The following is an 18204-nucleotide window of genomic DNA, read 5'->3' on the forward strand; positions in this document are numbered from 1 at the left end:
CTTGATCCGTGCAGAATCAGCAGGGGATCAGCGCCGTTCTGGCCGGTCGGGCCGAAGAGCTCGCCTTCCTGAACAGGACCCTGCGGGAGGCGCCGGCCGCCCTGCTCGTCGGCGGCGAGGCCGGCGTCGGCAAGAGCCGGTTGATCCGTGAGTTCCTGGACGCCAACCCCGGCGTACGGACCTTCTATGGCGGCTGCCTCCAGATCAGCGCCGAGGGCCTGCCGTTCGCGCCGTTCAGCGCCATGCTGCGCCGGCTGGTCCGGGAGATCGGCGTCGAGGGCGTCGCCTCGCTGCTGCCCGGCGGCACACCGGCGGGGCTGGCCCGGCTGCTCCCGGAGTTCGGCGCGCCCGACACCGAGACCGGCACGGCGGAGGCGCGCATCCGCCTGTTCGACCACGTGCTGCTGCTGTTCGAACGGCTGACCGAGCACGAGCCGGCCGTCCTGGTCATCGAGGACGCACACTGGGCGGAACGGTCCACCCGCGACCTGCTCAGCTACCTGATCCGCAACCTCCCCTCCGGCCTGCTGGTCATCGCCACCTACCGCTCCGACGAACTGCACCGGGACCACCCGCTCCGCCCCCTGCTCGCCGAACTCGCCCGGGTCGACTGGGTCCGGCGGCTCGACCTGGACCGCCTGCCCCACCGTGCCGTGGCCGAGCAGGCCAACGGCATCCTCGGCCGTGACCTGGACCAGCGGACCCTCGACGCCGTCTACGAGCGGAGTGAGGGGAACCCGCTGTTCGTCGAGGCCCTGCTGAGCTGCGACGGCCAGATCAACGGTGAGCTGCCCGAGTCGCTGCGCGACCTGATCCTCGGCAGTGTGCGGAAGCTTCCGGAGGAGACACAGGAGATCCTGCGCGTCGCCAGCGCCGGGGGCGACCGCGTCGAGCACGCGCTGCTGGCCGCGGTCACGGGCCTGGACGACGGCGCGCTGTCGCGCGTGCTGCGGCCCGCCGTCGCCGCGAACGTCCTGGTCGTCGACGGTGAGGCGTACGGCTTCCGGCACGCGCTGATGCGCGAGGCGGTCCACGGCGACCTGCTGCCCGGCGAGCACACTCGCACCCACACCCGGTTCGCCGAGGCGCTGGAGGCCGATCCGTCGCTGGTCCCCATGGGCCGCGCCCCCGCCGAGCTCGCCCACCACTGGTACTCCGCGCACGACGCCACCTGGGCGCTGGTCAGCGCCTGGAAGGCCGCTCAGGTGGCCAAGGAGGCGACCGCGTACACCGAATGCCTGCGCATGCTGGACCGCGTCCTCGAGCTGTGGGACAAGGTGCCGGACGCGGCCGAGCGGCTGGGCGTCGACCACGCCGCGGTCCTGGAGATGGCGATCGACGCCTCCGACCTGGCCGGGGAGACCGAACGCGGCGTCGCCTTCGCGAAGGCGGCGCTGAAGGAGATCGACGATCCGATCCGGGCGGCCGGCGTCCTGGAGCACCGCGGCCGGCTCAAGATCCACCTCGGCCATCCGAAAGCGCTGGACGACCTGCGCGAGGCGGCCCGCCTGGTGCCCGCCGACCCGCCCAGCGCGGTGCGGGCCCGGGTGCTGTCGACCCTCGCCCAGCATCTGTACCTGCTGCCGGCCGGCCTGGAGGAGGCGCGGGCGCTCGCCGTCGAGGCCCTCACCACGGCCCGCGCGGTCGGCGACGCGACGGTCGAGGCGCACGCGCTGACGACGATCGCCGGCTGCGACTTCTCCGACGCCGAGGGCGAACGTCACCTGGCCGAGCTGGCCAAGGCGGAGGCGGTGTACGTGCGGGGAGGGGCGGACGACTCGGCGATGATGCGCATCGCCACCAACGAGTCGCACGTCCTGGAGGGCATGGGCGAGCACGAGCGCGCCGTCGAGGTGGCGCGGCGTGGCGTCGCGCTCGCCGGCAAGCACGGCGTGGCCCGAACCTCCGGCGCCTTCCTGTCCATCAACCTGGCCGAGCCCCTGCTGTCGCTGGGCCGCTGGGACGAGGCGCTGGAGGTCATCGAGCACGCCCTGGAGCTGTCCCCGCCGCCGCTCACCCGCGCCTCGTTGCATCACATCATCGGGGTCATCGCGGTCGCGCGGGGCGACCTCGACACCGCCGCCCGCGCCGTCAGCACGCTGGACGCGGTGCTGGCGCCGACGTTCTCCCGCACCCAGGAGCTGTTCCCGTGCGAAGGCCTGCGGATCGGTCTGCGGGTCGCCGAGGGTGACCTCTCCGGCGCACTGGACGCCGTCGAGCACGTGCTGACGGAGCTGCAGCCCTCGGTCAGCGCGCGCTACGGGCCGCCGCTGCTGTGCGCCGCCGCGCGGGCGTGCGCCGAGGCCGGCGGTGAGCGCGCCGCCGCGTTGCTGACCCGGGTACGGGCGTACGCCGAGAAGGCCCCCGAGGGAGGCCGCGTCCAGCAGGCGTACGCGCTGCTCTTCGAGGCCGAGGCGGCCCGCGCCGAAGGCGTGCTCGACCGGGAGACCTGGGCGGCGGCCGCGGACGCCTTCGGGGCCCTCAAGCAGCCCTATCCCCTGGCGTACGCGCTGCTGCGGACGGCCGAGGCGAGCGGCCCGCACGACGCCGGAACCCGGGAGGACACGGCCGCGCGGCTGCGGCAGGCCGCCGAGATCGCCGAGGACCTCGGCGCCCGGCCGCTGCGCGAGCGGATCGAGGTGTACGCCCGGCGGAACAGGATCGCCCTGAGCAGCCGGGCCGGCGCCCCCGTCCTCGGCCTCACCCCCCGCGAGCTGGAGGTGCTCCGGCTCGTCGCCGACGGCCGCAGCAACCGCGAGATCGCCGGCCGGCTGTTCATCTCCGCCAAGACCGCCAGCGTCCACGTGTCCAACATCCTGGCGAAGCTGCAGGTGGCGAGCCGCGGCGAGGCCGCGGCCGCCGCACACCGTCTCGGCATCGTCTAAGGACCCCGAGCCCTCCGGTGACGGTCCTTAGGTGGGGCGGAGGCCCGGCGCAGGCGGACGGGAACGCCGGATACAACATTCACCCCATGTGCCGGATCCCGTCTTAGGCCGAGTCTGGATGGTGTCAGCGGCTCTTCGAGGAGGACACCATGCACCCCGACATCATGTACGCACTGAACGCGGAGCGTACGCGCGAATGGCGGCGGGAGGCGGCACGGGAGCGCCGCTTCCGTCGCCTCCCCACGTCCCGCGGCCTGTCCCCTCGGATGCCACGGCGGCGTCCCGTCTGGGCATCCTGAGGTCCGGACATGCGTGGCATCCTGGACGGCGTGCGCGCGCATGAGGTGAGCCCCGCCTTCGTAGGCCGACAGCCGGAGCTCGCCGTCCTGGCCGACGCCCTCCGACGGGCCACGGCCGGGACCCCCGGAGCCGTGCTGATCGGCGGCGAAGCGGGCGGCGGCAAGACCCGCCTAGTCGGGGAGTTCGCCGAGCGGGTCCGCGGTGAGGCGCTCATCCTCAGCGGCGCCTGCCTTCAACTCAGCACCGTCGGCTTCCCGTACGCCCCGTTCACCGCCGCGCTCCGCCAGCTCGTACGAGAGGCGGGTGCGGCGGAGATCGCCGCACTGATGCCGCACGACGGCGCCCGCGACCTGGCCCGCCTGCTTCCGGAGTTCGGCGAGCCGACCGCCGGCCCGGATCCGGAGAACGCCCGGGTCCGCCTGTTCGAGCAGATGCTCCTCCTGTTCGAACGGCTCGCCGAGCGGCGCCCGCTGATCCTCATCGTGGAGGACGCCCACTGGGCCGACCGGTCCACCCGCGACCTGCTGACCTTCCTGCTGCGCAACCTCCGGCACACCGCCGTGCTGCTCGTCATCACGTTCCGCTCCGACGAACTGCACCGCTCCCACCCCATGCGCCCGGTGATCGCGGAGCTGGAGCGCATCGAGGGCGTGGTCCGCCTGGACCTGCCCCGCCTGACGCGCACGGAGACGGCCGGCCAGCTCGCCGGCATCCTCGGCCGGCAGCCGGACCCCAAGATCGTCGACGCGGTGTACGAGCGCAGCTCCGGCATCCCGCTGCTCGTCGAGGCGACCGCCGGCTCCCCCGACTGCGGGATGTCCGAGTCCGTGCGGGACCTCGTGCTGGCCGGCGTCAACCGGCTGCCCGAGGAGACCCAGGACGTGCTCCGGCTGGCCACCACGGCAGGGGTACGGTTCGGGCACGCGTTGCTCGCCGCGGTGACCGGGCTGGACGACGGGAGGTTGTCGTCGCTCCTGCGGCCCGCCGTGGACGCGAACGTCCTGGTGGTCGACGAGGGGGCGTACGCCTTCCGGCACGCGCTGATCTGGGAGGCGATCCACGACGAGCTGCTCCCCGGCGAGCACGCTCGCGCCCACCAGCGGTTCGCCGAGGCGCTGCAGGACGACCCCTCGCTGAGCGCCGGCGGTCGCCCCGCCGTCGAGGTCGCCATGCACTGGGCGAACGCGCACGATCCCGAACGCGCCCTCCGGGCGGCCTGGCAGGCGGCCCGCGAGTCGGAGTCCGCGTTCGCCTACGCCGAGCAGCTGCAGATGCTCGAACGCGTCCTCGAACTGTGGGAACGCGTCCCCGACGCGCGAGAGCACACCGGCGCCTGCCACGTCGACGTGCTCAGGAAGGCCGCCCAGGCGGCCTGGGCCTCCGGCGAACCGGAACGCGGGCTGGCGTTCGTCCGCGCCGCCCTCTCCGAGGTCGACGAGGAACGCGAACCGGAGCAGGTCGCGCTCCTGCTGCTCCAACGGGCGCGGCTCAAGTTCGAGCGGGGGCACGCCGGAACCCTCGACGACCTGCGGCGCGCCGAGCGCCTCCTGCCGGACGACTCACCGGAGCGGGCCGCGGTGCTGGCCCGCCTGGGCAGCGTCCTGACGCTGCGAGGCCGGGACGACGAGGCACGGCCGATCATCGAGGAGACACTCGCGCTCGCCGACCGTGTCGGCGACGACTGCGCCACCGCCGACGCCCTGAACAACCTGGCGATCACGGACGCGCATCGCGGGCGCTTCACCGAGGCGCTGGCCACCCTGGACCGCGCCGCGGCGTGCGCGGCCCGCGCCCGTGACGATGACACCCGCCTGCGAGCGCTCATCAACGGGGGCGACGTGCACGACGTGCAAGGCCGCACGGAGGACGCCATCGGGCTGGCCCAGAAGGCCCTGACGCTGGCCGAATCCCTCGGCCGCGCCCGTACGCAAGGGGTCTTCGCGGCGGGCAACCTCGCCCAGGCACAGGTGTCGCTCGGCCGCTGGGACGACGCGATGGAGACCCTCGAACGGGCCGACGAGCTCTCACCCGCCCCGGGGAGGCGCGGCCAGCTGCTGCTGACCCGTGCCCGCATCGCCATCGCCCGCGGGGACGGCGACGTGGTCGACGGGATGGTGAGGCAGCTGACCGCGCTGTGCGCGGTCGACGATCCCTATCCGCAGCAGACCCTTCCGCTGGCCCGCCTGACCATCGAGTGGCGCCTCGCCGAGGGCGACGGCCCCGGCGCGATCGCGGCCACCGAACGCGCCGTCACCGAGCTCGAGCTCGGCGGGGAGGCGCGGCTCAGCTGGCCGATCCTCCTGGCGGGCATACGGACCTGCGCCCTCCAGCGGAGCGTCGCGCTCGCCGGACGGCTACGGCAGATCGCGACGGCGATCCCCGCGTACGGTCCCGTGATGGAGGCCGAGCGCGCGACCTTCGAGGCAGAGTCCGCCCGAGCCGACGGCGTGCTCGACCGGTCCGCCTGGACGGCCGCCGCGGCCGCCTGGGAGGCGCTCGGCCGACCGTACCCTTTGGCGAACGCGCTCCTGAGGGCGGCCGAGGCCGCCCTGGCAGACCGCGACCGCGACGAGGCGTCGGCCCTCCTCTGCCGCGCCGCCGACCTCGCCGACCGGCTGAAGACCCGGCCGCTGCGCGCGGACATCGACCTGGTCGCCCGCAGCGCCCGGCTCCGCCTGGACGGCCGGCCGGGCGGTCAGGCACCGCTCGGACTGACGCCTCGCGAGCAGGAGGTGCTGCGCCTGCTGGCGGCGGGACGCAGCAACCGAGAGATCGCCGAGGAACTGTTCATCTCCGCGAAGACCGCCAGCGTGCACGTGTCCAACATCCTCGCCAAGCTGGGCGTCCCCAGCCGCGGCGCCGCCGCCGCGACCGCCCACCGCCTCCGCCTGACCGGGTAAGCCGAAACGACGAGGACAGCCGTGGCGTGCGCCGCCCGGACACATCGCTCGGTCAACGGGCGACCTGGCCGACAGGATTGCAGGGGTTCGCCCCGGTTAGCGCCCGCGGTCACCGAGCATTCGGCACGCCGCTCCTGCGCGGAACTCCCGGGGTGCGGCCACAACGACGTGATCGTCGAGAGTCTTCGTCGAAAGAGCGACGAAGACCCTCGACGATCAGCCGCACCGCTGGTCATCGACCAGGGGTTTTCTCATTCGCCAGGTCAGCCCTTGACGACGGCCACTTCAACGCACGCGCCCTGCTGGTCCGAGCGCCCGGACTTGCGCCAATCCAGGGCAGAAAGCTCACGCTGGGTCATGGGTACACATCTCTCGTCCGATGGGTCAGGAACCGGCTATTCGGCCGATGAGCGCGATCGTATCCTCAGGCGACAAGGCCTCGGCGTTCAGACGGCGGAACGCGCGGCGGTACCGGCCGACTCCCTCACTCTCGATAAGCAGTTCTCCAGCAATCGTCTCGATGTAAACAGCATCAGGATCTTCTGCCGGGAAACTGATGATCGTGAATCGGCCGCCGGTTCCCGGATGCGGGCCAACGTCGAATGGGATCACCTGGAGCGTGATATTCGCTCGGGCCGCCATCTTGATCAGGTGGTCCAGCTGAGCGCGCATGATATCCGGACCGCCGACAGTACGCCGCAACGCGGCCTCGTCGATCACGACGAACAGCCTCACTGGATCGTCGCCTTCGAGGATGCGCTGCCGTTCAGCGCGGATCTTCACTCGCTTTTCGATCTCATCGGTGCCGAGTTCAGCGGGCCCCGCCTGGTTCAGCACCCCCCGCTGCACCGCCTCGGCCGTCATGCCCGAATGCGTCGCCAGAGCCCGTTCGTTCGCCTCCACCGCCGTCTTCGGCTACCCATTCGACGCCTACGAGATCGGCCTGGTCGCCAGCGAGATCGTCACCAACGCGATCCGCGCTACCGGCGCACTACGCACCTGGCCGGACGACCTCTGGCCGATCGGTATGGAAATGACCGTCACCGCCCGGTGGGCACACCTGGCGGTCACCGACCCTGACCACCGGCCCATGCCCGCCAGCAACGAAGGAGGGCAGCTCGCCGAGAACGGACGCGGTCTTTCCATCGTCGATCACCTCGCCGCCGCACGGTGGGTGAGTTACGTCGAGCGCGGCAAGACCGTACACGTCGTCATCACCGCACCCGGCGTCGAACTGACGGCCGCCGAGCTCGCCGAAATCAAACGCCTGGCGTAAGCGAGGCAACGTCCGGCCGGATCGCTCGGCCAACGGGCGATCCAGCTGGTGGAATCGCGGCCACGATGACGTGATCATCGAGAGTCTTCGTCGCTGGAGCGACGGAGACTCTCGACGATCAGCCGCGCAGAAGCCGGGACAGGGGCGATCGCTCGCGATCGGCGCCGGCAGGCGGCCGCAGGACGTCGGGGTTCGGTGTGTCGCCGTGCGACGGGCGGCTACTCGGGGACGCGGGCTACGCAGAAGACGGTCTGGCCGAAGGGCGGGCGGACGACTCGCTCGATGAGGCGGGTGGTCGGCACGACCGTGCGGTCGTAGATCTTGACGAGCTTGGGGTCGGGGTAGCCGGCGCCGCCGCGGCGGACCGCGAGCCACCAGGCGATGCCGCCGAGGAAGTTGATCGGCTTGAGCACGTCGATGCCGAGCCCGGCGCCGCTGACGGTCGCGGCCAGGGTCTTCGGCGTGTAGCGGGTCACGTGGCCGACCTTGCGGTCGAAGTCGCCGTACAGCTGCATGTAGCCGGGCACCCAGATGACGATGCGCCCGCCGGGCTCGACCACCGAGGCGAGGTCCTTCAGCGCATCGACGTCGTCCTTGATGTGCTCCAGGACGTTCATCATGACGACCGTGTCGACCTTGCGCCTGATGTTGATCTCGGCGGGCAGCGCTAGGTCGAGCACCTCGACGTCGTCGTTGCCCTGGTAGCGCTTTGTCAGCTGCTCGACGCAGTAGGGGTCGTTGTCGCTGACGACGAGGTAGTCGAGGCGGCCCGCGAACTGCTCGGAGAAGTGGCCGAGGCCGGAGCCGACCTCGAGCAGTGACCGGCCGACGTGGGGCGCCACCGTGTCGTATTCGTACTGGCGGTAGTTCTTCGCCTCATCGCCGCCGAGGTGGTTCTCCAGCTGACCTTCGCCGGCGGCCGGCTGGTCGCCGTCGAAGGTCTGCGGTGCCTCCCCGCCCCTGCCGCTGCCGAGCAGGCCGAGGAGGGAGCGTGCGATGGAATTGTTCTTCGCTGGCATGCGATCACTCGCTGAATGTCGACGACGGGCCCAAGTGGGTGAGAAGTCTATCCACAGCCGGTGGTCGTGCGGCCACCGTGAACCGGCAGCACGTCAGAGAGAGTGCCCCGCCCCGGGACCGTGGTGGCCGGAAGGCCTGGACCCAACGACAGCCGTGGCCATGAGCACATCGAGGTCGGACCAGGGCCCGGGGCGGGAATCTGTGGGGGCTTCGCGCCCTTATGGCACAAAGGTTCGCGAGAATCCGCGGTGTCCGCAAGGTGACTATTTTCAGATGGTGAGTGCGCGGTTGATGCGTGCGGCTGCGGCCCGCATGTGCGGCGCGAACGCCTCGATCTTCGCCAGCTTCGCCGGGCTGCAGGAGACCGCGACCGCTCCGACCGCCTTTCCAGCCGCGTCGGTCACGGGTACGGCGGCGCATCCGGTGCCCAGGAGGTACTCCTCTCGGTCGATGGCGAGCGTGGAGCCGAGCCGGCGTTCGAGCTCGCCGTGGTGGGTGATGGTGTTCGGCGTCAGGCCGATCAGCGGGTGCCGGGCCAGGTGGTCACGGCGGGCGGGCGGGGCGAGCTGGGCCAGGACGCACTTGCCGATCGCGGTGGCGTGCGCCGCCTGGCTGAGGCAGACCGACAGGTCGACGCGGGGAGTGCGGGGGCCGTCCGCGATGTCGACGACGCGGATCTCCCCCTCCTCGTACAGGCTGAGGTAGGTCGCCACCCCGAGCTCGTCACGGAGCGAGGTCAGCGTCTCGCGGATGCGGGCGAGCCGGTCCTGGGTGCGCCGGTCGCCGGAGAGGGAGTCGACACGGTCGCCGAGGAGGTAGGCCCCGTCGGCCGTACGCACGAGGTATCCCTCGTGGACGAGTGTGCGCAGCAGATGGTACGTCGTGGCCAGCGGCAGGCCGACCTGCCGGGCGAGCTGTTTGGCCGGTGCGCCGCCGGGGTGCGACGCCACCGCCTCCATGAGATGCAGCGCGCGCTGCACGGAGACGATGAGGGTTGGCCTCCGTGTCTCTTTCATCACGGACAGCGAACCCCCGTGGACCGCCACGGTCAAGCACTTTGCCCAATCTCGCCCCCTTGGACCGTTCCTAGCGAGCTCCCACGGATCTCCCAGACTCCTCCCCCGCGTTCTTCAAGACCTTCCTCTTCACTGGATGACGGCAACCTGAAAGGAGGCCGAGTTGAACAAGAAGATTCTGGGTGGCGTGTCCGCGCTGGCCGTCGGGGTCGTCGGTACGGGCGTCTACCTGGCCGTCCCCGCGTCGGCCGGCGCGTCGGGGGGCTCCCCCGCCACCGCCGCCGCCAGAGGGAAGCATCGTCCGCTGCGCGGCGTCCGTGCCGCTCGCGGCATCCACGGCCAGGCCACCGTCCGCACGAAGAAGGGCTTCGCCCAGGTCGGCTGGCAGCGGGGCAGGCTGACCGCGACGAGCGGCGGTACGCTCAGCGTCCGCAGCGCCGACGGCGTCACCTGGCAGTGGAGGACCGACGGCAACACCAAGGTCCGCAAGGACGGAGGAAAGTCCACGCTGTCGAAGCTGGCCACGGGCGACTTCGTCTTCGTCGCCGGTCTGGAGAACGGCGGCACCCGTACGGCGAGACGCGTGGTCGTGCCGAAGCGGGTACCGGCCCGGGAGACCGCGTCGCCGGCTCCCTCCCACAGCTGAGCGGCCCCGGCCCGGGTCGGCGGCGGCGCCGCCCCCCGGGCCGGGAACGGCGCGATGATGGAGCCGATGGACACCCCACGAGTGCTCGTCGTCGACGACGAGCAGAACATCCGCGATCTGGTGGAGATCGCCCTGCGCTTCCACGGATTCACCGTCGTGACGGCGGCCACGGGAGCCGAGGCGCTGCGCCACGTGCGCGACGACCACCCGCAGCTGATCGTGCTCGACATCATGCTGCCCGACCTGGACGGCTTCGAGGTCTGCCGCCGCCTGCGCGGCGAGGGTGACGAGACACCGATCATCTTCCTCACCGCCCGCGACACCCCGTCGGACACGGTGACGGGGCTGACGCTCGGCGGCGACGACTACGTGACCAAACCGTTCGCGGTGGACGCCCTGGTCGCCCGCGTACGGGCGGTGCTGCGGCGCGCCCGGCCGGGTGGGTCCGCCGACGAGCTGCTGCGCGTGGGCGACCTGGAGGTCGACATCGCCCACTGGACGGTGCGCCGGGCCGGCACGGAGGTCGAACTCTCCCCCACGGAGTTCCGGCTGCTCGCGTACTTCATGCGCAACCCGGGACGGGTGCTGAGCCGGACGCAGCTGCTGGAGAACGTCTGGGGCTGGGACCATTCGGCGGGCTCACCGGTCGTGGAGACCTACATCAGCTATCTGCGCCGCAAGCTCGGGCCCGACCTGATCCACACCCAGCGTGGCGTCGGCTACGCCCTGCGCCCCTCGCCATGAGATCGCTCAACAGCCGGCTCGTCGCCGGGCTGCTCGCCGTGACGGCGGTGGGGCTGACGCTGATGGGTGGGGTGAGCGCGGTCGTGCTGCGGGGCTACCTGCTGCACCGCGTGAACAACCAGTTGGAGGCGGTGCGCCGGCGCGGGCCGCCGACACCGTGGCCCCGGGCCGCTACATCGTCCTCACCATGACGCCGGACGGTCGGGTCCATGCGGGCAGTGGTGGGCCCGATCCCGCGGCGGCGCTCCAGCGCGCGGCACGGCTCGGCCCCGATCCGCTGTTCGCCGAGGCGCGACGGGCGAAGCCGTTCCGGTTCGGGCGGATGCGCGCGATCGCTCGCGTGGGAGCGCGCGGGAGGAACGTCGTCGTGATCGTCGATCCGCTGAGCGATGTCCGCGCGACCCTGGCGGGTCTCCTCGTCACCGAGTCGATCACCGGGGTCGTGCTCCTCGGCCTGATCGCCCTGCTCGGCCGCGGGCTGGTCCGGCGGGGGCTCGCACCGGTGTCGCGGATGGCCGCCACGGCCCACGGCATCGCGAGCGGCGGTGACCTGAGCGCCCGGATGGAGGAGTCGCCGTCGGAGGTGGGGCGGCTGGCCGGGGCGATCAACGTCATGCTGGGCCGGATCGAGCAGGCGTTCCTCGCGCGGCTGCGCTCGGAGGCGAAGGTGCGGGAGTTCGCCGCCGACGCCTCGCACGAGCTGCGCACCCCGCTGACGACCATCCGCGGCTACTCCGACCTGTACGAGCAGGGCGCGGTCAGCGCCGAGGAGGCGATGCGGCGGATCTCCGGCGAGGCGGCGCGCATGGGGCGCCTCGTCGAGGAGCTGCTGGAGCTGGCGCGCCTGGACAAGGGCTCGGCGCTGTCCCCGGCGCCGGTCGACCTGGCGGCGCTCGCCCGTGAGGCGGCGGCGGACGCGGCCGCGGTGGAGCCGGACCGGCCGGTCCGGACGGAGGTGCCGGACACGCTGGTCACCGTGGCCGACGAGGCCCGGATCCGGCAGGTCCTGGCGAACCTGCTGGCCAATGTGCGGGCGCACACGCCGCCGCGTACTCCGGCGACCGTACGGCTCGTGTGGACGGACGCCGCGGTCGTCCTCGAGGTCGCCGATGAGGGGCCCGGGATCGCTCCGGAGGAGGCCGCCCGCGCCTTCGACCGGTTCCACCACGCTCAGGGCAGCGGCGGCAGCGGGCTGGGCCTGGCGATCGTCGCGGCGATCGCGGCCGCGCACGGGGGGCATGCCGCGCTGCGCTCGATGCCGGGCGCCGGGGTGGTCGTACGGGTCGAACTGCCGCGCGTCGCCCCACTTTCCTAGCCGGGGACGACCCGCCGAATACCGGGGCTACCAGCGGGTAGAACCAGGGAGTAACTTCCTGTGGAGGTGATCCTCAATGGCGCACGTGGACGAACGCACCGCCCGCCGCGTCGCCGAAGAGGCGCGCGAGACATCCTGGCGCCTGCCCAGCTTCGGCAAGCAGCTCTTCCTCGGCGACTTCCGGCTCGACCTCATCCACCCCCACCCGCGGGCCGATGAGGAGGAGCGCGGCAAGGGCGAGGAGTTCCTGTCCCGGCTCCGGGAGTTCTGCGAGACGAAGGTGGACCCCCGGATCATCGAGCGCGAGGCCCGCATCCCCGACGACGTCATCAAGGGCCTGAAGGCCCTCGGCGCCTTCGGCATGAAGATCCCCGAGGAGTACGGCGGCCTCGGCCTGAACCAGGTCTCCTACAACAAGGCGCTCATGCTCGTCGGCTCCGTGCACTCCGCGCTCGGCGCCATGCTGTCGGCCCACCAGTCCATCGGCGTCCCCCAGCCGGTCAAGCTCTTCGGAACCGACCGGCAGAAGCGGACGTTCCTGCCCCGCTGCGTCAACGAGATCAGCGCGTTCCTGCTCACCGAGCCCGACGTCGGCTCCGACCCGGCCCGGCTGCGCACCACGGCCGTCCCGGACGGCGACGACTACGTCATCGACGGCGTCAAGCTCTGGACCACCAACGGCGTCGTCGCCGACCTGCTCGTGGTGATGGCCCAGGTGCCGAGGTCCGACGGCCACCGCGGCGGCATCACGGCGTTCGTCGTCGACGCGAAGACCGAGGGCATCACCGTCGAGAACCGCAACGCCTTCATGGGCCTGCGCGGCATCGAGAACGGCGTGACCCGCTTCCACCAGGTCCGCGTGCCCGCCGCCAATCGCGTCGGCAAGGAGGGTCAGGGCCTGAAGATCGCGCTGACCACCCTGAACACCGGGCGCCTGTCGCTGCCGGCCATGTGCGCCGGCGCGGCCAAGTGGAGCACCAAGATCGCCCGCGAGTGGGCGAAGGAGCGCGTCCAGTGGGGCCGCCCGGTCGGTGAGCACGAGGCCGTCGCCGCCAAGATCTCCTTCATCGCCGCGACGGCGTACGCACTCGAGGCCATGGTCGACCTGGCCGGCGCCCTCGCCGACGACGAGCGGGGCGACATCCGCATCGAGGCCGCGCTGGCCAAGCTGTACGCCTCGGAGATGGCCTGGCGCGTCGCCGACGATCTCGTACAGATCCGGGGCGGGCGCGGCTACGAGACCGCCGAGTCCCTGGCCGCGCGCGGCGAGCGCGGCGTGCCCGCCGAGCAGCTCCTGCGCGACCTGCGCATCAACCGCATCTTCGAGGGATCCTCGGAGATCATGCGGCTCCTGATCGCCCGCGAGGCGGTCGACACGCACCTCTCGGTGGCCGGCGACATCATCGACCCCGACGCCGGCCTGAAGGCCAAGGCCAAGGCCGTCGGCCGCGCGGGAGGCTTCTACTCCACCTGGTTCCCCACCCTCATCGCCGGGGCGGGACAGCGGCCGGGATCATACGCCGAGTTCGGCCCGCTGGCCCGTCACCTGCGCTACGTCGAGCGGTCCTCGCGCAAGCTCGCCCGCTCGGTGTTCTACGCCGCCGGACGCTGGCAGGGCGCGCTCGAACGTAAGCAGGGCTTCCTCGGCCGCATGGTCGACATCGGCGCCGAACTCTTCGCGATCAGCGCGGTGTGCGTCCGGGCGAAGGCCGACGACCGGCCCGAGGCGTACGAGCTCGCGGACGCGTTCTGCGCCCAGGCGCGGGCGCGGATCGGCGAGCTGTTCGGCCGGCTCTGGCACAACACCGACGACCTCGACGCCAAGCTGGCCCGGCAGATCATGGACGGCCGTCACACCTGGCTGGAGGACGGCGTGCTCGACCCGTCCATCCCCGGCCCATGGATCGCCGAGGCCGAGCCCGGCCCGAGCGCCCGCGAGAACGTCCACCGCCCCGTCGCCTGACCGCGCGGCGCGCAGCGGCCCGCGCCGTCCCGTCGCGGTGCGGGCCGCGGTTCAGAGATCGGCGGTGAGATCGGTGCCGGCCTGGGCGAAGGCCTGGACGAGCGGGGTCTCGGCGGCGGTGCGCCAGACGAGCGCCCATCGTACGGATGGGGCGTCGCGGATGGGCAGGTAGACGAGGTTGGGCCAGGGGTAGAAGCGAGCGGCTTCGGCCGCGGCCGCGATGACGGCCTGCCCGGAACTGGCCGCTTTCAGCTGGTCCTCCCAGTTGGTGACCAGGGGCCCGCGGGGCACGGGGCGACCGGAGGGAGTGTGGAAGGGCTGGAACACCTCCTCCATGTACGCCGGGATCGAGGAGTTGTGCGCGATGAAGGTGAGATCGCCGAAATCCTCCCGGCAGACCGAGTCACGGTCGGCGTAGGGGTGGGTGGCGGCGAGCATGAGCGCCTGCGGGGAGGTGTGGGTGACCGGGCCGACGGTGAGGTCGGGTTCGTGGATCGGCAGCCACAGCAGCGCGACGTCGACGTCACCGGAGCGCAGCAGGTCGAGCGGGTAGACCGAATTGATGTCGCGGTGTAGGAGCCGGGCGTTCGGGTGCCGGGTCTGGAACAACTGGACGATCTTATCGATCATCCATGCCTGGGGGCCCATCGTGCCCAGGGTGAGCGTTCCCGAGGTGCCGCTGGCGGTCTGCCGGGCCCGCTCCACGCTCTGCCGCACCCCGTGGAAGAGCGGGGCGAGTTCGTCGCGGAGCTGCCGGCCGAGCGGGGTGAGGCGGACGTTGTGGGTGGTGCGTTCGAACAGCGGTCCGCCGATGCGGCGTTCCTGCTGCTTGATCGATTGGCTGACCCGGGCCGGGGTGAGGTGCAGCCGAGCGGCGGTCCGCCCGAAGTGCAGCTCATCGGCCAACGTCAGGAAGATCTCGATATCACGCAGCTCCATTTACGACCGGATCGTAACTCATAAGTCCCGCTAATCGGTTGTTACCACTCCCCCGCGCGTAACCGCCAGTGGTGCTCGATGCGGCGCTGCGGCAACCGCACCAAGGCCCGGCGCCACTACGACCGCACCCGGTCGTGAGCGGGAGTGTCGTCGCCGGTTGCGATAATCGCCGGATGATCGACAGCGAGGACCGCGACCTGCTCCGCGACCGGATCCGCGAGGCCCTGGCCATCGGCGACGACGACTTCGACGCCATCGTCGGGGACTGTGTCGACTTCCTCGACACCGCACCGGACTCCGCGGCCGTCGCCGAGGCGGCCGCCGAGATCGCGAAAGAGGAGTTCGCCGCCTACCGCGCCGACCAGGAGTCCTGGCCGGACCTCCTCGACTCCGATCGGTTGCTCCGGGCGTTCCGGGACCTCGAGACGGCCGGGATCGTGGCCCGGGAGAACTTCACGTGCTGCCAGACCTGCGGCACGGCCGAGATCGGCGGGGAGGTGCCGGAAGGCACCGAGACGCGCGGCTACGTCTTCTGCCACTTCCAGGACGTCCAGGCGGCCGTCACCGGTCACGGGATCTTCCTGGCGTACGGCGCCTTCGGCGAGGACGGCTCCGCGACCGCGGGGATCGGTGAGGAGATCGTCGCCGCGCTGCGCCGCCACGGCCTCACCCCGGAGTGGAACGGCGATCCCGGTCAGCGGATCGAGGTGCCCATGACGTGGCGGCGGAGGCGCTTCGGCCGGCTCGCCACCTGGCCCGGTGGGCCGGAGCCTGAGGCCGCCGGCCCGCTCCGGGTGACCTACTGCGACTACGGACGGGGACGCGCCCAGGACGAGGCGGTCCCGATGTCGCTCGCGGAGTCCCGCCAGGTGCTGCTCGACCTGACACCCCGGAAGGGCAACTTCGCCACGTTCGAGGGCGGGTCCGGCGACGTCGTGCAGATGATCTGGGAGGACGGGCCGCGGCTGTGGCTGGAGAGCCCGGACACCGCCGCGCGGTGCTCCCGGGGGCGCCACGTCACGCCGGCCGAGGCGGAGGACCTGATCCGCGTCCTCGCCGACGAGAACCGGGCCGACCTGGCCCGGCTCGGCGACATCGAGGTCAGGCCGTGGTCGGCCGGGTGAGCCGTCCGAGTCGGGTAAGCCGTCCGGAACGGGCGAGCCGTCAGAGCGGGGGGATCCGCTCGCGGCGCATCCGCGGGATCACCGAGCGTTTCTCCAACTGGAAGACGCGGTCCCAGGCGACGTCGAGCTGGGCTTCCAACTCGCGGATGCGCTTCTCCAGGCCGATGATCTGACGGATCCCGGCCAGCGTGACGCCTTCGTCGGCCAGTTCGATGACGCGGCGGATCCGGCCGAGCTCGTACGCCGAATAACGACGGTGGCCGCCCGGCGTACGCCGGGGGCACACGACGCCGTACCGATCGAGGCGGTGCAGGAACCTCCGGCGCGTCTCCAGCATCGCGGCGGCCTGCCCGACGGAGTACAGCGGCCGGTGTTCTTCTTCAGTGAGGACCATGACGCGTGCCATCGTCGGGCACAGGGTTCGTGCCACGCGGCCGGTACACGCCCGCGTTGTGGGCTTCTTTACGAACCGATCCGGAACTCCGGGTCGCGCGCATTCAGTCTGCCGACGGCGAAACCGGCCTTGCCCCCACGTGCTCGGGGCAAGGCCGGCTGTTCTCATCCGCGCCGGAGGCGCGGACGTGTCGCCCTAGCTGATGCACTCACTGAACGCACAGTGAATGCCGTCAGGCGCGGCGATCTACTGCCACCTCTAACCCATGGAGGTGTAGCGCGCGCCCTCTTCTCGGCTGACGCCCCCGGCGTCCGTCGCCTGCGCCGGCTTCGGGTCCTCGGCGCGGTCGACCTCCTGCCTGGCCGCCTTTTTGACAGCCTCGGGGGCGTGGGTCCTGATCGCCTCGTCCAGCTTGTCCTGCGGGCTTCCTCCGGTTGCCATTTTCGACTTCCCCTCTTTGTGCGCGCTGCACGGCTTTCGCCGTGCTCTGCCGGGTCCCGCCTTCTGACAGGTCCCGATCTGGACGGTCCGGGCGCCCGGCCGTGCGGCACGGGTCAACCTGGCCGAGGCAAACGACAGGGTTCGGCGGCCCTCCATTCCCCGCGGCCCGCTGCGCCCGCCCGTCAGCTCCGTTCACCCCGCTTGCACGTCCGCCTTACGGAGGGACGGTAGATGGCACCGGCAAAAGACCGGAACCGGGTGCACACAGCACCAGGACAGAAAACCGAGAGAGGCCAAGAAGATGGAGTTCTTTTTCTTGTGGCTGTATGCGTGGCTCGGGGCTCACCAAACCGACGAGACGACTCGGCTGCGGAAGGCAAGGCTCGCCGAGCTGACCGAGGAAGCCGTCGAGGGTCCGTTCGACTCGGCGCGGTGCGCCGAGCTGGAGTCGGAGCTGAAGACGTGGGCGCCGGCCGCGACAGAACAGCAGCACGCCCACATGGTCAGGTACGCCCGGACGCTCGCCAAGGCCGCCCTCTCCGCGGAGCGGGCTCCTGAGCACAGGGCCGCGCTGGCCAACCTCGCCGCGGTCATCGCGCCGGCTCCGCCGACGCCCGACTGGTCGGGCGTCCCGGCCGCCGCGAAGTTCGCGGTGGACAGGGCGGCGATGACGGAGGACGAGCAGATCATCGGGCTCGCGGAGCTGACCGCCAAGTCGGTTCTGCGGTCGACCCGGCGGTCTTCGCTCTGGAGGGCCCGGCGTAGCTGACGGCCTGACCACCCGACGCATCGCCGACAGTGCCGCTGCGGGCCGAGCCCACGGAACGCCGCGGCGCCGAACAGCCGGTTCTCCCGCCCCTAGGGGCGGGAGAACCGGTACACCAATGGCCGCTCGCGCGGCTTCGCTCAGAGCCGCTCGATGATGGTGGCGTTGGCCTGGCCGCCACCCTCGCACATCGTCTGCAGGCCGTAGCGGCCGCCGGTGCGCTCCAACTCGTGCAGGAGCTTGGTCATCAGGATGCTGCCCGTGGCGCCCGGCGTACGCCGGGGGCACACGACGCCGTACCGATCGAGGCGGTGCAGGAACCTCCGGCGCGTCTCCAGCATCGCGGCGGCCTGCCCGACGGAGTACAGCGGCCGGTGTTCTTCTTCAGTGAGGACCATGACGCGTGACGTCGTCGGGCACAGGGTTCGTGCCACGCGGCCGGTACACGCCGGCGTTGTGGGCTTCTTTACGAAGG

General features: G+C 71.7%; 18 protein-coding genes and 1 pseudogene. 11 read left to right on the forward strand and 8 right to left on the reverse strand.

Features of this window, described 5'->3' with window-relative positions; all coding sequences use genetic code 11:
- The first annotated feature begins 8 nt into the window (after positions 1 to 8).
- Both NE236_RS44165 and NE236_RS40280 read left to right on the forward strand, forming a co-directional pair.
- Positions 9 to 2885 (forward strand): helix-turn-helix transcriptional regulator, encoded by a 2877-nt coding sequence (locus NE236_RS44165; protein WP_308209214.1) that lies wholly within the window; start codon positions 9 to 11, stop codon positions 2883 to 2885.
- A gap of 308 nt (positions 2886 to 3193) precedes the next feature.
- Positions 3194 to 6085 (forward strand): ATP-binding protein, encoded by a 2892-nt coding sequence (locus NE236_RS40280; RefSeq protein ID WP_289851522.1) that lies wholly within the window; start codon positions 3194 to 3196, stop codon positions 6083 to 6085.
- Between the two features lie 263 nt (positions 6086 to 6348).
- On the opposite strand, the gene NE236_RS40290 is transcribed toward NE236_RS40280, so the two are convergent.
- The gene (locus NE236_RS40290) at positions 6349 to 6444 is read right to left on the reverse strand and encodes a DUF397 domain-containing protein (RefSeq protein WP_252847568.1); all 96 of its coding nucleotides are present in this window, start codon (positions 6442 to 6444) and stop codon (positions 6349 to 6351) included.
- 25 nt (positions 6445 to 6469) lie between these two features.
- Complete coding sequence (locus NE236_RS40295; RefSeq protein WP_252847569.1) at positions 6470 to 6949, reverse strand: DUF5753 domain-containing protein; 480 nt, start codon at positions 6947 to 6949, stop codon at positions 6470 to 6472.
- Between NE236_RS40295 and NE236_RS40300 the strand changes: the two genes are divergently transcribed.
- Positions 6948 to 7361 carry an ATP-binding protein gene (locus tag NE236_RS40300; protein WP_252847570.1) on the forward strand — a complete coding sequence of 138 codons (414 nt, stop codon included), beginning with the start codon at positions 6948 to 6950 and terminating at the stop codon, positions 7359 to 7361. The genes NE236_RS40295 and NE236_RS40300 overlap by 2 nt on opposite strands.
- Before the next feature lie 218 nt (positions 7362 to 7579).
- On the opposite strand, the gene NE236_RS40305 is transcribed toward NE236_RS40300, so the two are convergent.
- Together NE236_RS40305 and NE236_RS40310 are read right to left on the reverse strand one after the other, a co-directional pair.
- On the reverse strand, positions 7580 to 8380 hold the full coding sequence (locus NE236_RS40305) for a class I SAM-dependent methyltransferase (RefSeq protein WP_252847571.1): 801 nt from the start codon (positions 8378 to 8380) through the stop codon (positions 7580 to 7582).
- Positions 8381 to 8650: 270 nt separating this feature from the next.
- Positions 8651 to 9397 carry an IclR family transcriptional regulator gene (locus NE236_RS40310; RefSeq protein ID WP_252847572.1) on the reverse strand — a complete coding sequence of 249 codons (747 nt, stop codon included), beginning with the start codon at positions 9395 to 9397 and terminating at the stop codon, positions 8651 to 8653.
- Positions 9398 to 9560: 163 nt separating this feature from the next.
- On the opposite strand from NE236_RS40310, the gene NE236_RS40315 reads away from it, so the two are divergent.
- The 5 genes from NE236_RS40315 to NE236_RS40335 all read left to right on the forward strand — a co-directional run bounded on the left by NE236_RS40315 (position 9561) and on the right by NE236_RS40335 (position 14065).
- A complete protein-coding gene (locus tag NE236_RS40315) occupies positions 9561 to 10043 on the forward strand; it encodes a DUF5666 domain-containing protein (protein ID WP_252847573.1) in 483 nt (160 codons plus the stop codon).
- 66 nt (positions 10044 to 10109) lie between these two features.
- The gene (locus NE236_RS40320; RefSeq protein ID WP_252847574.1) at positions 10110 to 10787 is read left to right on the forward strand and encodes a response regulator transcription factor; all 678 of its coding nucleotides are present in this window, start codon (positions 10110 to 10112) and stop codon (positions 10785 to 10787) included.
- Positions 10784 to 10978, forward strand: coding sequence for a hypothetical protein (locus NE236_RS40325; protein WP_252847575.1), 195 nt, complete (start codon positions 10784 to 10786; stop codon positions 10976 to 10978). Before NE236_RS40320 ends, NE236_RS40325 begins: the two co-directional genes overlap by 4 nt.
- Positions 10975 to 12102 (forward strand): sensor histidine kinase, encoded by a 1128-nt coding sequence (locus NE236_RS40330; protein ID WP_252847576.1) that lies wholly within the window; start codon positions 10975 to 10977, stop codon positions 12100 to 12102. Before NE236_RS40325 ends, NE236_RS40330 begins: the two co-directional genes overlap by 4 nt.
- A gap of 76 nt (positions 12103 to 12178) precedes the next feature.
- Positions 12179 to 14065: an acyl-CoA dehydrogenase family protein gene (locus tag NE236_RS40335; RefSeq protein WP_252847577.1), complete on the forward strand. Its 1887-nt coding sequence runs from the start codon at positions 12179 to 12181 to the stop codon at positions 14063 to 14065.
- A 51-nt stretch (positions 14066 to 14116) separates the two neighbouring features.
- On the opposite strand, the gene NE236_RS40340 is transcribed toward NE236_RS40335, so the two are convergent.
- On the reverse strand, positions 14117 to 15004 hold the full coding sequence (locus NE236_RS40340; protein ID WP_252847578.1) for a LysR family transcriptional regulator: 888 nt from the start codon (positions 15002 to 15004) through the stop codon (positions 14117 to 14119).
- A 33-nt stretch (positions 15005 to 15037) separates the two neighbouring features.
- Here NE236_RS40340 and NE236_RS40345 point away from each other — a divergent pair, with 33 nt between their 5' ends.
- A complete protein-coding gene (locus NE236_RS40345; protein WP_308209216.1) occupies positions 15038 to 15142 on the forward strand; it encodes a CGNR zinc finger domain-containing protein in 105 nt (34 codons plus the stop codon).
- 35 nt (positions 15143 to 15177) lie between these two features.
- The gene (locus tag NE236_RS40350) at positions 15178 to 16128 is read left to right on the forward strand and encodes a DUF6891 domain-containing protein (protein WP_252847579.1); all 951 of its coding nucleotides are present in this window, start codon (positions 15178 to 15180) and stop codon (positions 16126 to 16128) included.
- Between the two features lie 40 nt (positions 16129 to 16168).
- Here NE236_RS40350 and NE236_RS40355 read toward each other — a convergent pair whose 3' ends face one another.
- Positions 16169 to 16558, reverse strand: coding sequence for a MerR family transcriptional regulator (locus NE236_RS40355; RefSeq protein ID WP_252847580.1), 390 nt, complete (start codon positions 16556 to 16558; stop codon positions 16169 to 16171).
- 222 nt (positions 16559 to 16780) lie between these two features.
- Entirely contained in the window at positions 16781 to 16963 is a 183-nt protein-coding gene (locus NE236_RS40360) for a hypothetical protein (protein ID WP_252847581.1), read from the reverse strand.
- Positions 16964 to 17264: 301 nt separating this feature from the next.
- Here NE236_RS40360 and NE236_RS40365 point away from each other — a divergent pair, with 301 nt between their 5' ends.
- Complete coding sequence (locus NE236_RS40365; protein ID WP_252847582.1) at positions 17265 to 17732, forward strand: hypothetical protein; 468 nt, start codon at positions 17265 to 17267, stop codon at positions 17730 to 17732.
- 137 nt (positions 17733 to 17869) lie between these two features.
- Here the strand turns inward: NE236_RS40365 and NE236_RS40370 are convergent.
- Positions 17870 to 17998: pseudogene (locus NE236_RS40370) on the reverse strand (acetyl-CoA C-acetyltransferase); the annotation flags it as partial.
- Positions 17999 to 18204 lie beyond the last annotated feature (206 nt).

Origin of the sequence: Actinoallomurus purpureus (assembly GCF_024055795.1) — a bacterium.
Lineage (GTDB): Bacteria > Actinomycetota > Actinomycetes > Streptosporangiales > Streptosporangiaceae > Actinoallomurus > Actinoallomurus purpureus.

Bases quoted from the DNA above. Each gene is read 5' to 3' on its own strand.
- NE236_RS40280 (WP_289851522.1), top strand. From the start codon at position 3,194: ATGCGTGGCATCCTGGACGGCGTGCGCGCGCATGAGGTGAGCCCCGCC.
- NE236_RS40290 (WP_252847568.1), bottom strand. From the start codon at position 6,444: ATGACCCAGCGTGAGCTTTCTGCCCTGGATTGGCGCAAGTCCGGGCGC.
- NE236_RS40300 (WP_252847570.1), top strand. From the start codon at position 6,948: ATGCCCGAATGCGTCGCCAGAGCCCGTTCGTTCGCCTCCACCGCCGTC.
- NE236_RS40295 (WP_252847569.1), bottom strand. From the start codon at position 6,949: ATGACGGCCGAGGCGGTGCAGCGGGGGGTGCTGAACCAGGCGGGGCCC.
- NE236_RS40305 (WP_252847571.1), bottom strand. From the start codon at position 8,380: ATGCCAGCGAAGAACAATTCCATCGCACGCTCCCTCCTCGGCCTGCTC.
- NE236_RS40310 (WP_252847572.1), bottom strand. From the start codon at position 9,397: ATGAAAGAGACACGGAGGCCAACCCTCATCGTCTCCGTGCAGCGCGCG.
- NE236_RS40320 (WP_252847574.1), top strand. From the start codon at position 10,110: ATGGACACCCCACGAGTGCTCGTCGTCGACGACGAGCAGAACATCCGC.
- NE236_RS40325 (WP_252847575.1), top strand. From the start codon at position 10,784: ATGAGATCGCTCAACAGCCGGCTCGTCGCCGGGCTGCTCGCCGTGACG.
- NE236_RS40330 (WP_252847576.1), top strand. From the start codon at position 10,975: ATGACGCCGGACGGTCGGGTCCATGCGGGCAGTGGTGGGCCCGATCCC.
- NE236_RS40335 (WP_252847577.1), top strand. From the start codon at position 12,179: ATGGCGCACGTGGACGAACGCACCGCCCGCCGCGTCGCCGAAGAGGCG.
- NE236_RS40340 (WP_252847578.1), bottom strand. From the start codon at position 15,004: ATGGAGCTGCGTGATATCGAGATCTTCCTGACGTTGGCCGATGAGCTG.
- NE236_RS40350 (WP_252847579.1), top strand. From the start codon at position 15,178: ATGATCGACAGCGAGGACCGCGACCTGCTCCGCGACCGGATCCGCGAG.
- NE236_RS40360 (WP_252847581.1), bottom strand. From the start codon at position 16,963: ATGGCAACCGGAGGAAGCCCGCAGGACAAGCTGGACGAGGCGATCAGG.
- NE236_RS40365 (WP_252847582.1), top strand. From the start codon at position 17,265: ATGGAGTTCTTTTTCTTGTGGCTGTATGCGTGGCTCGGGGCTCACCAA.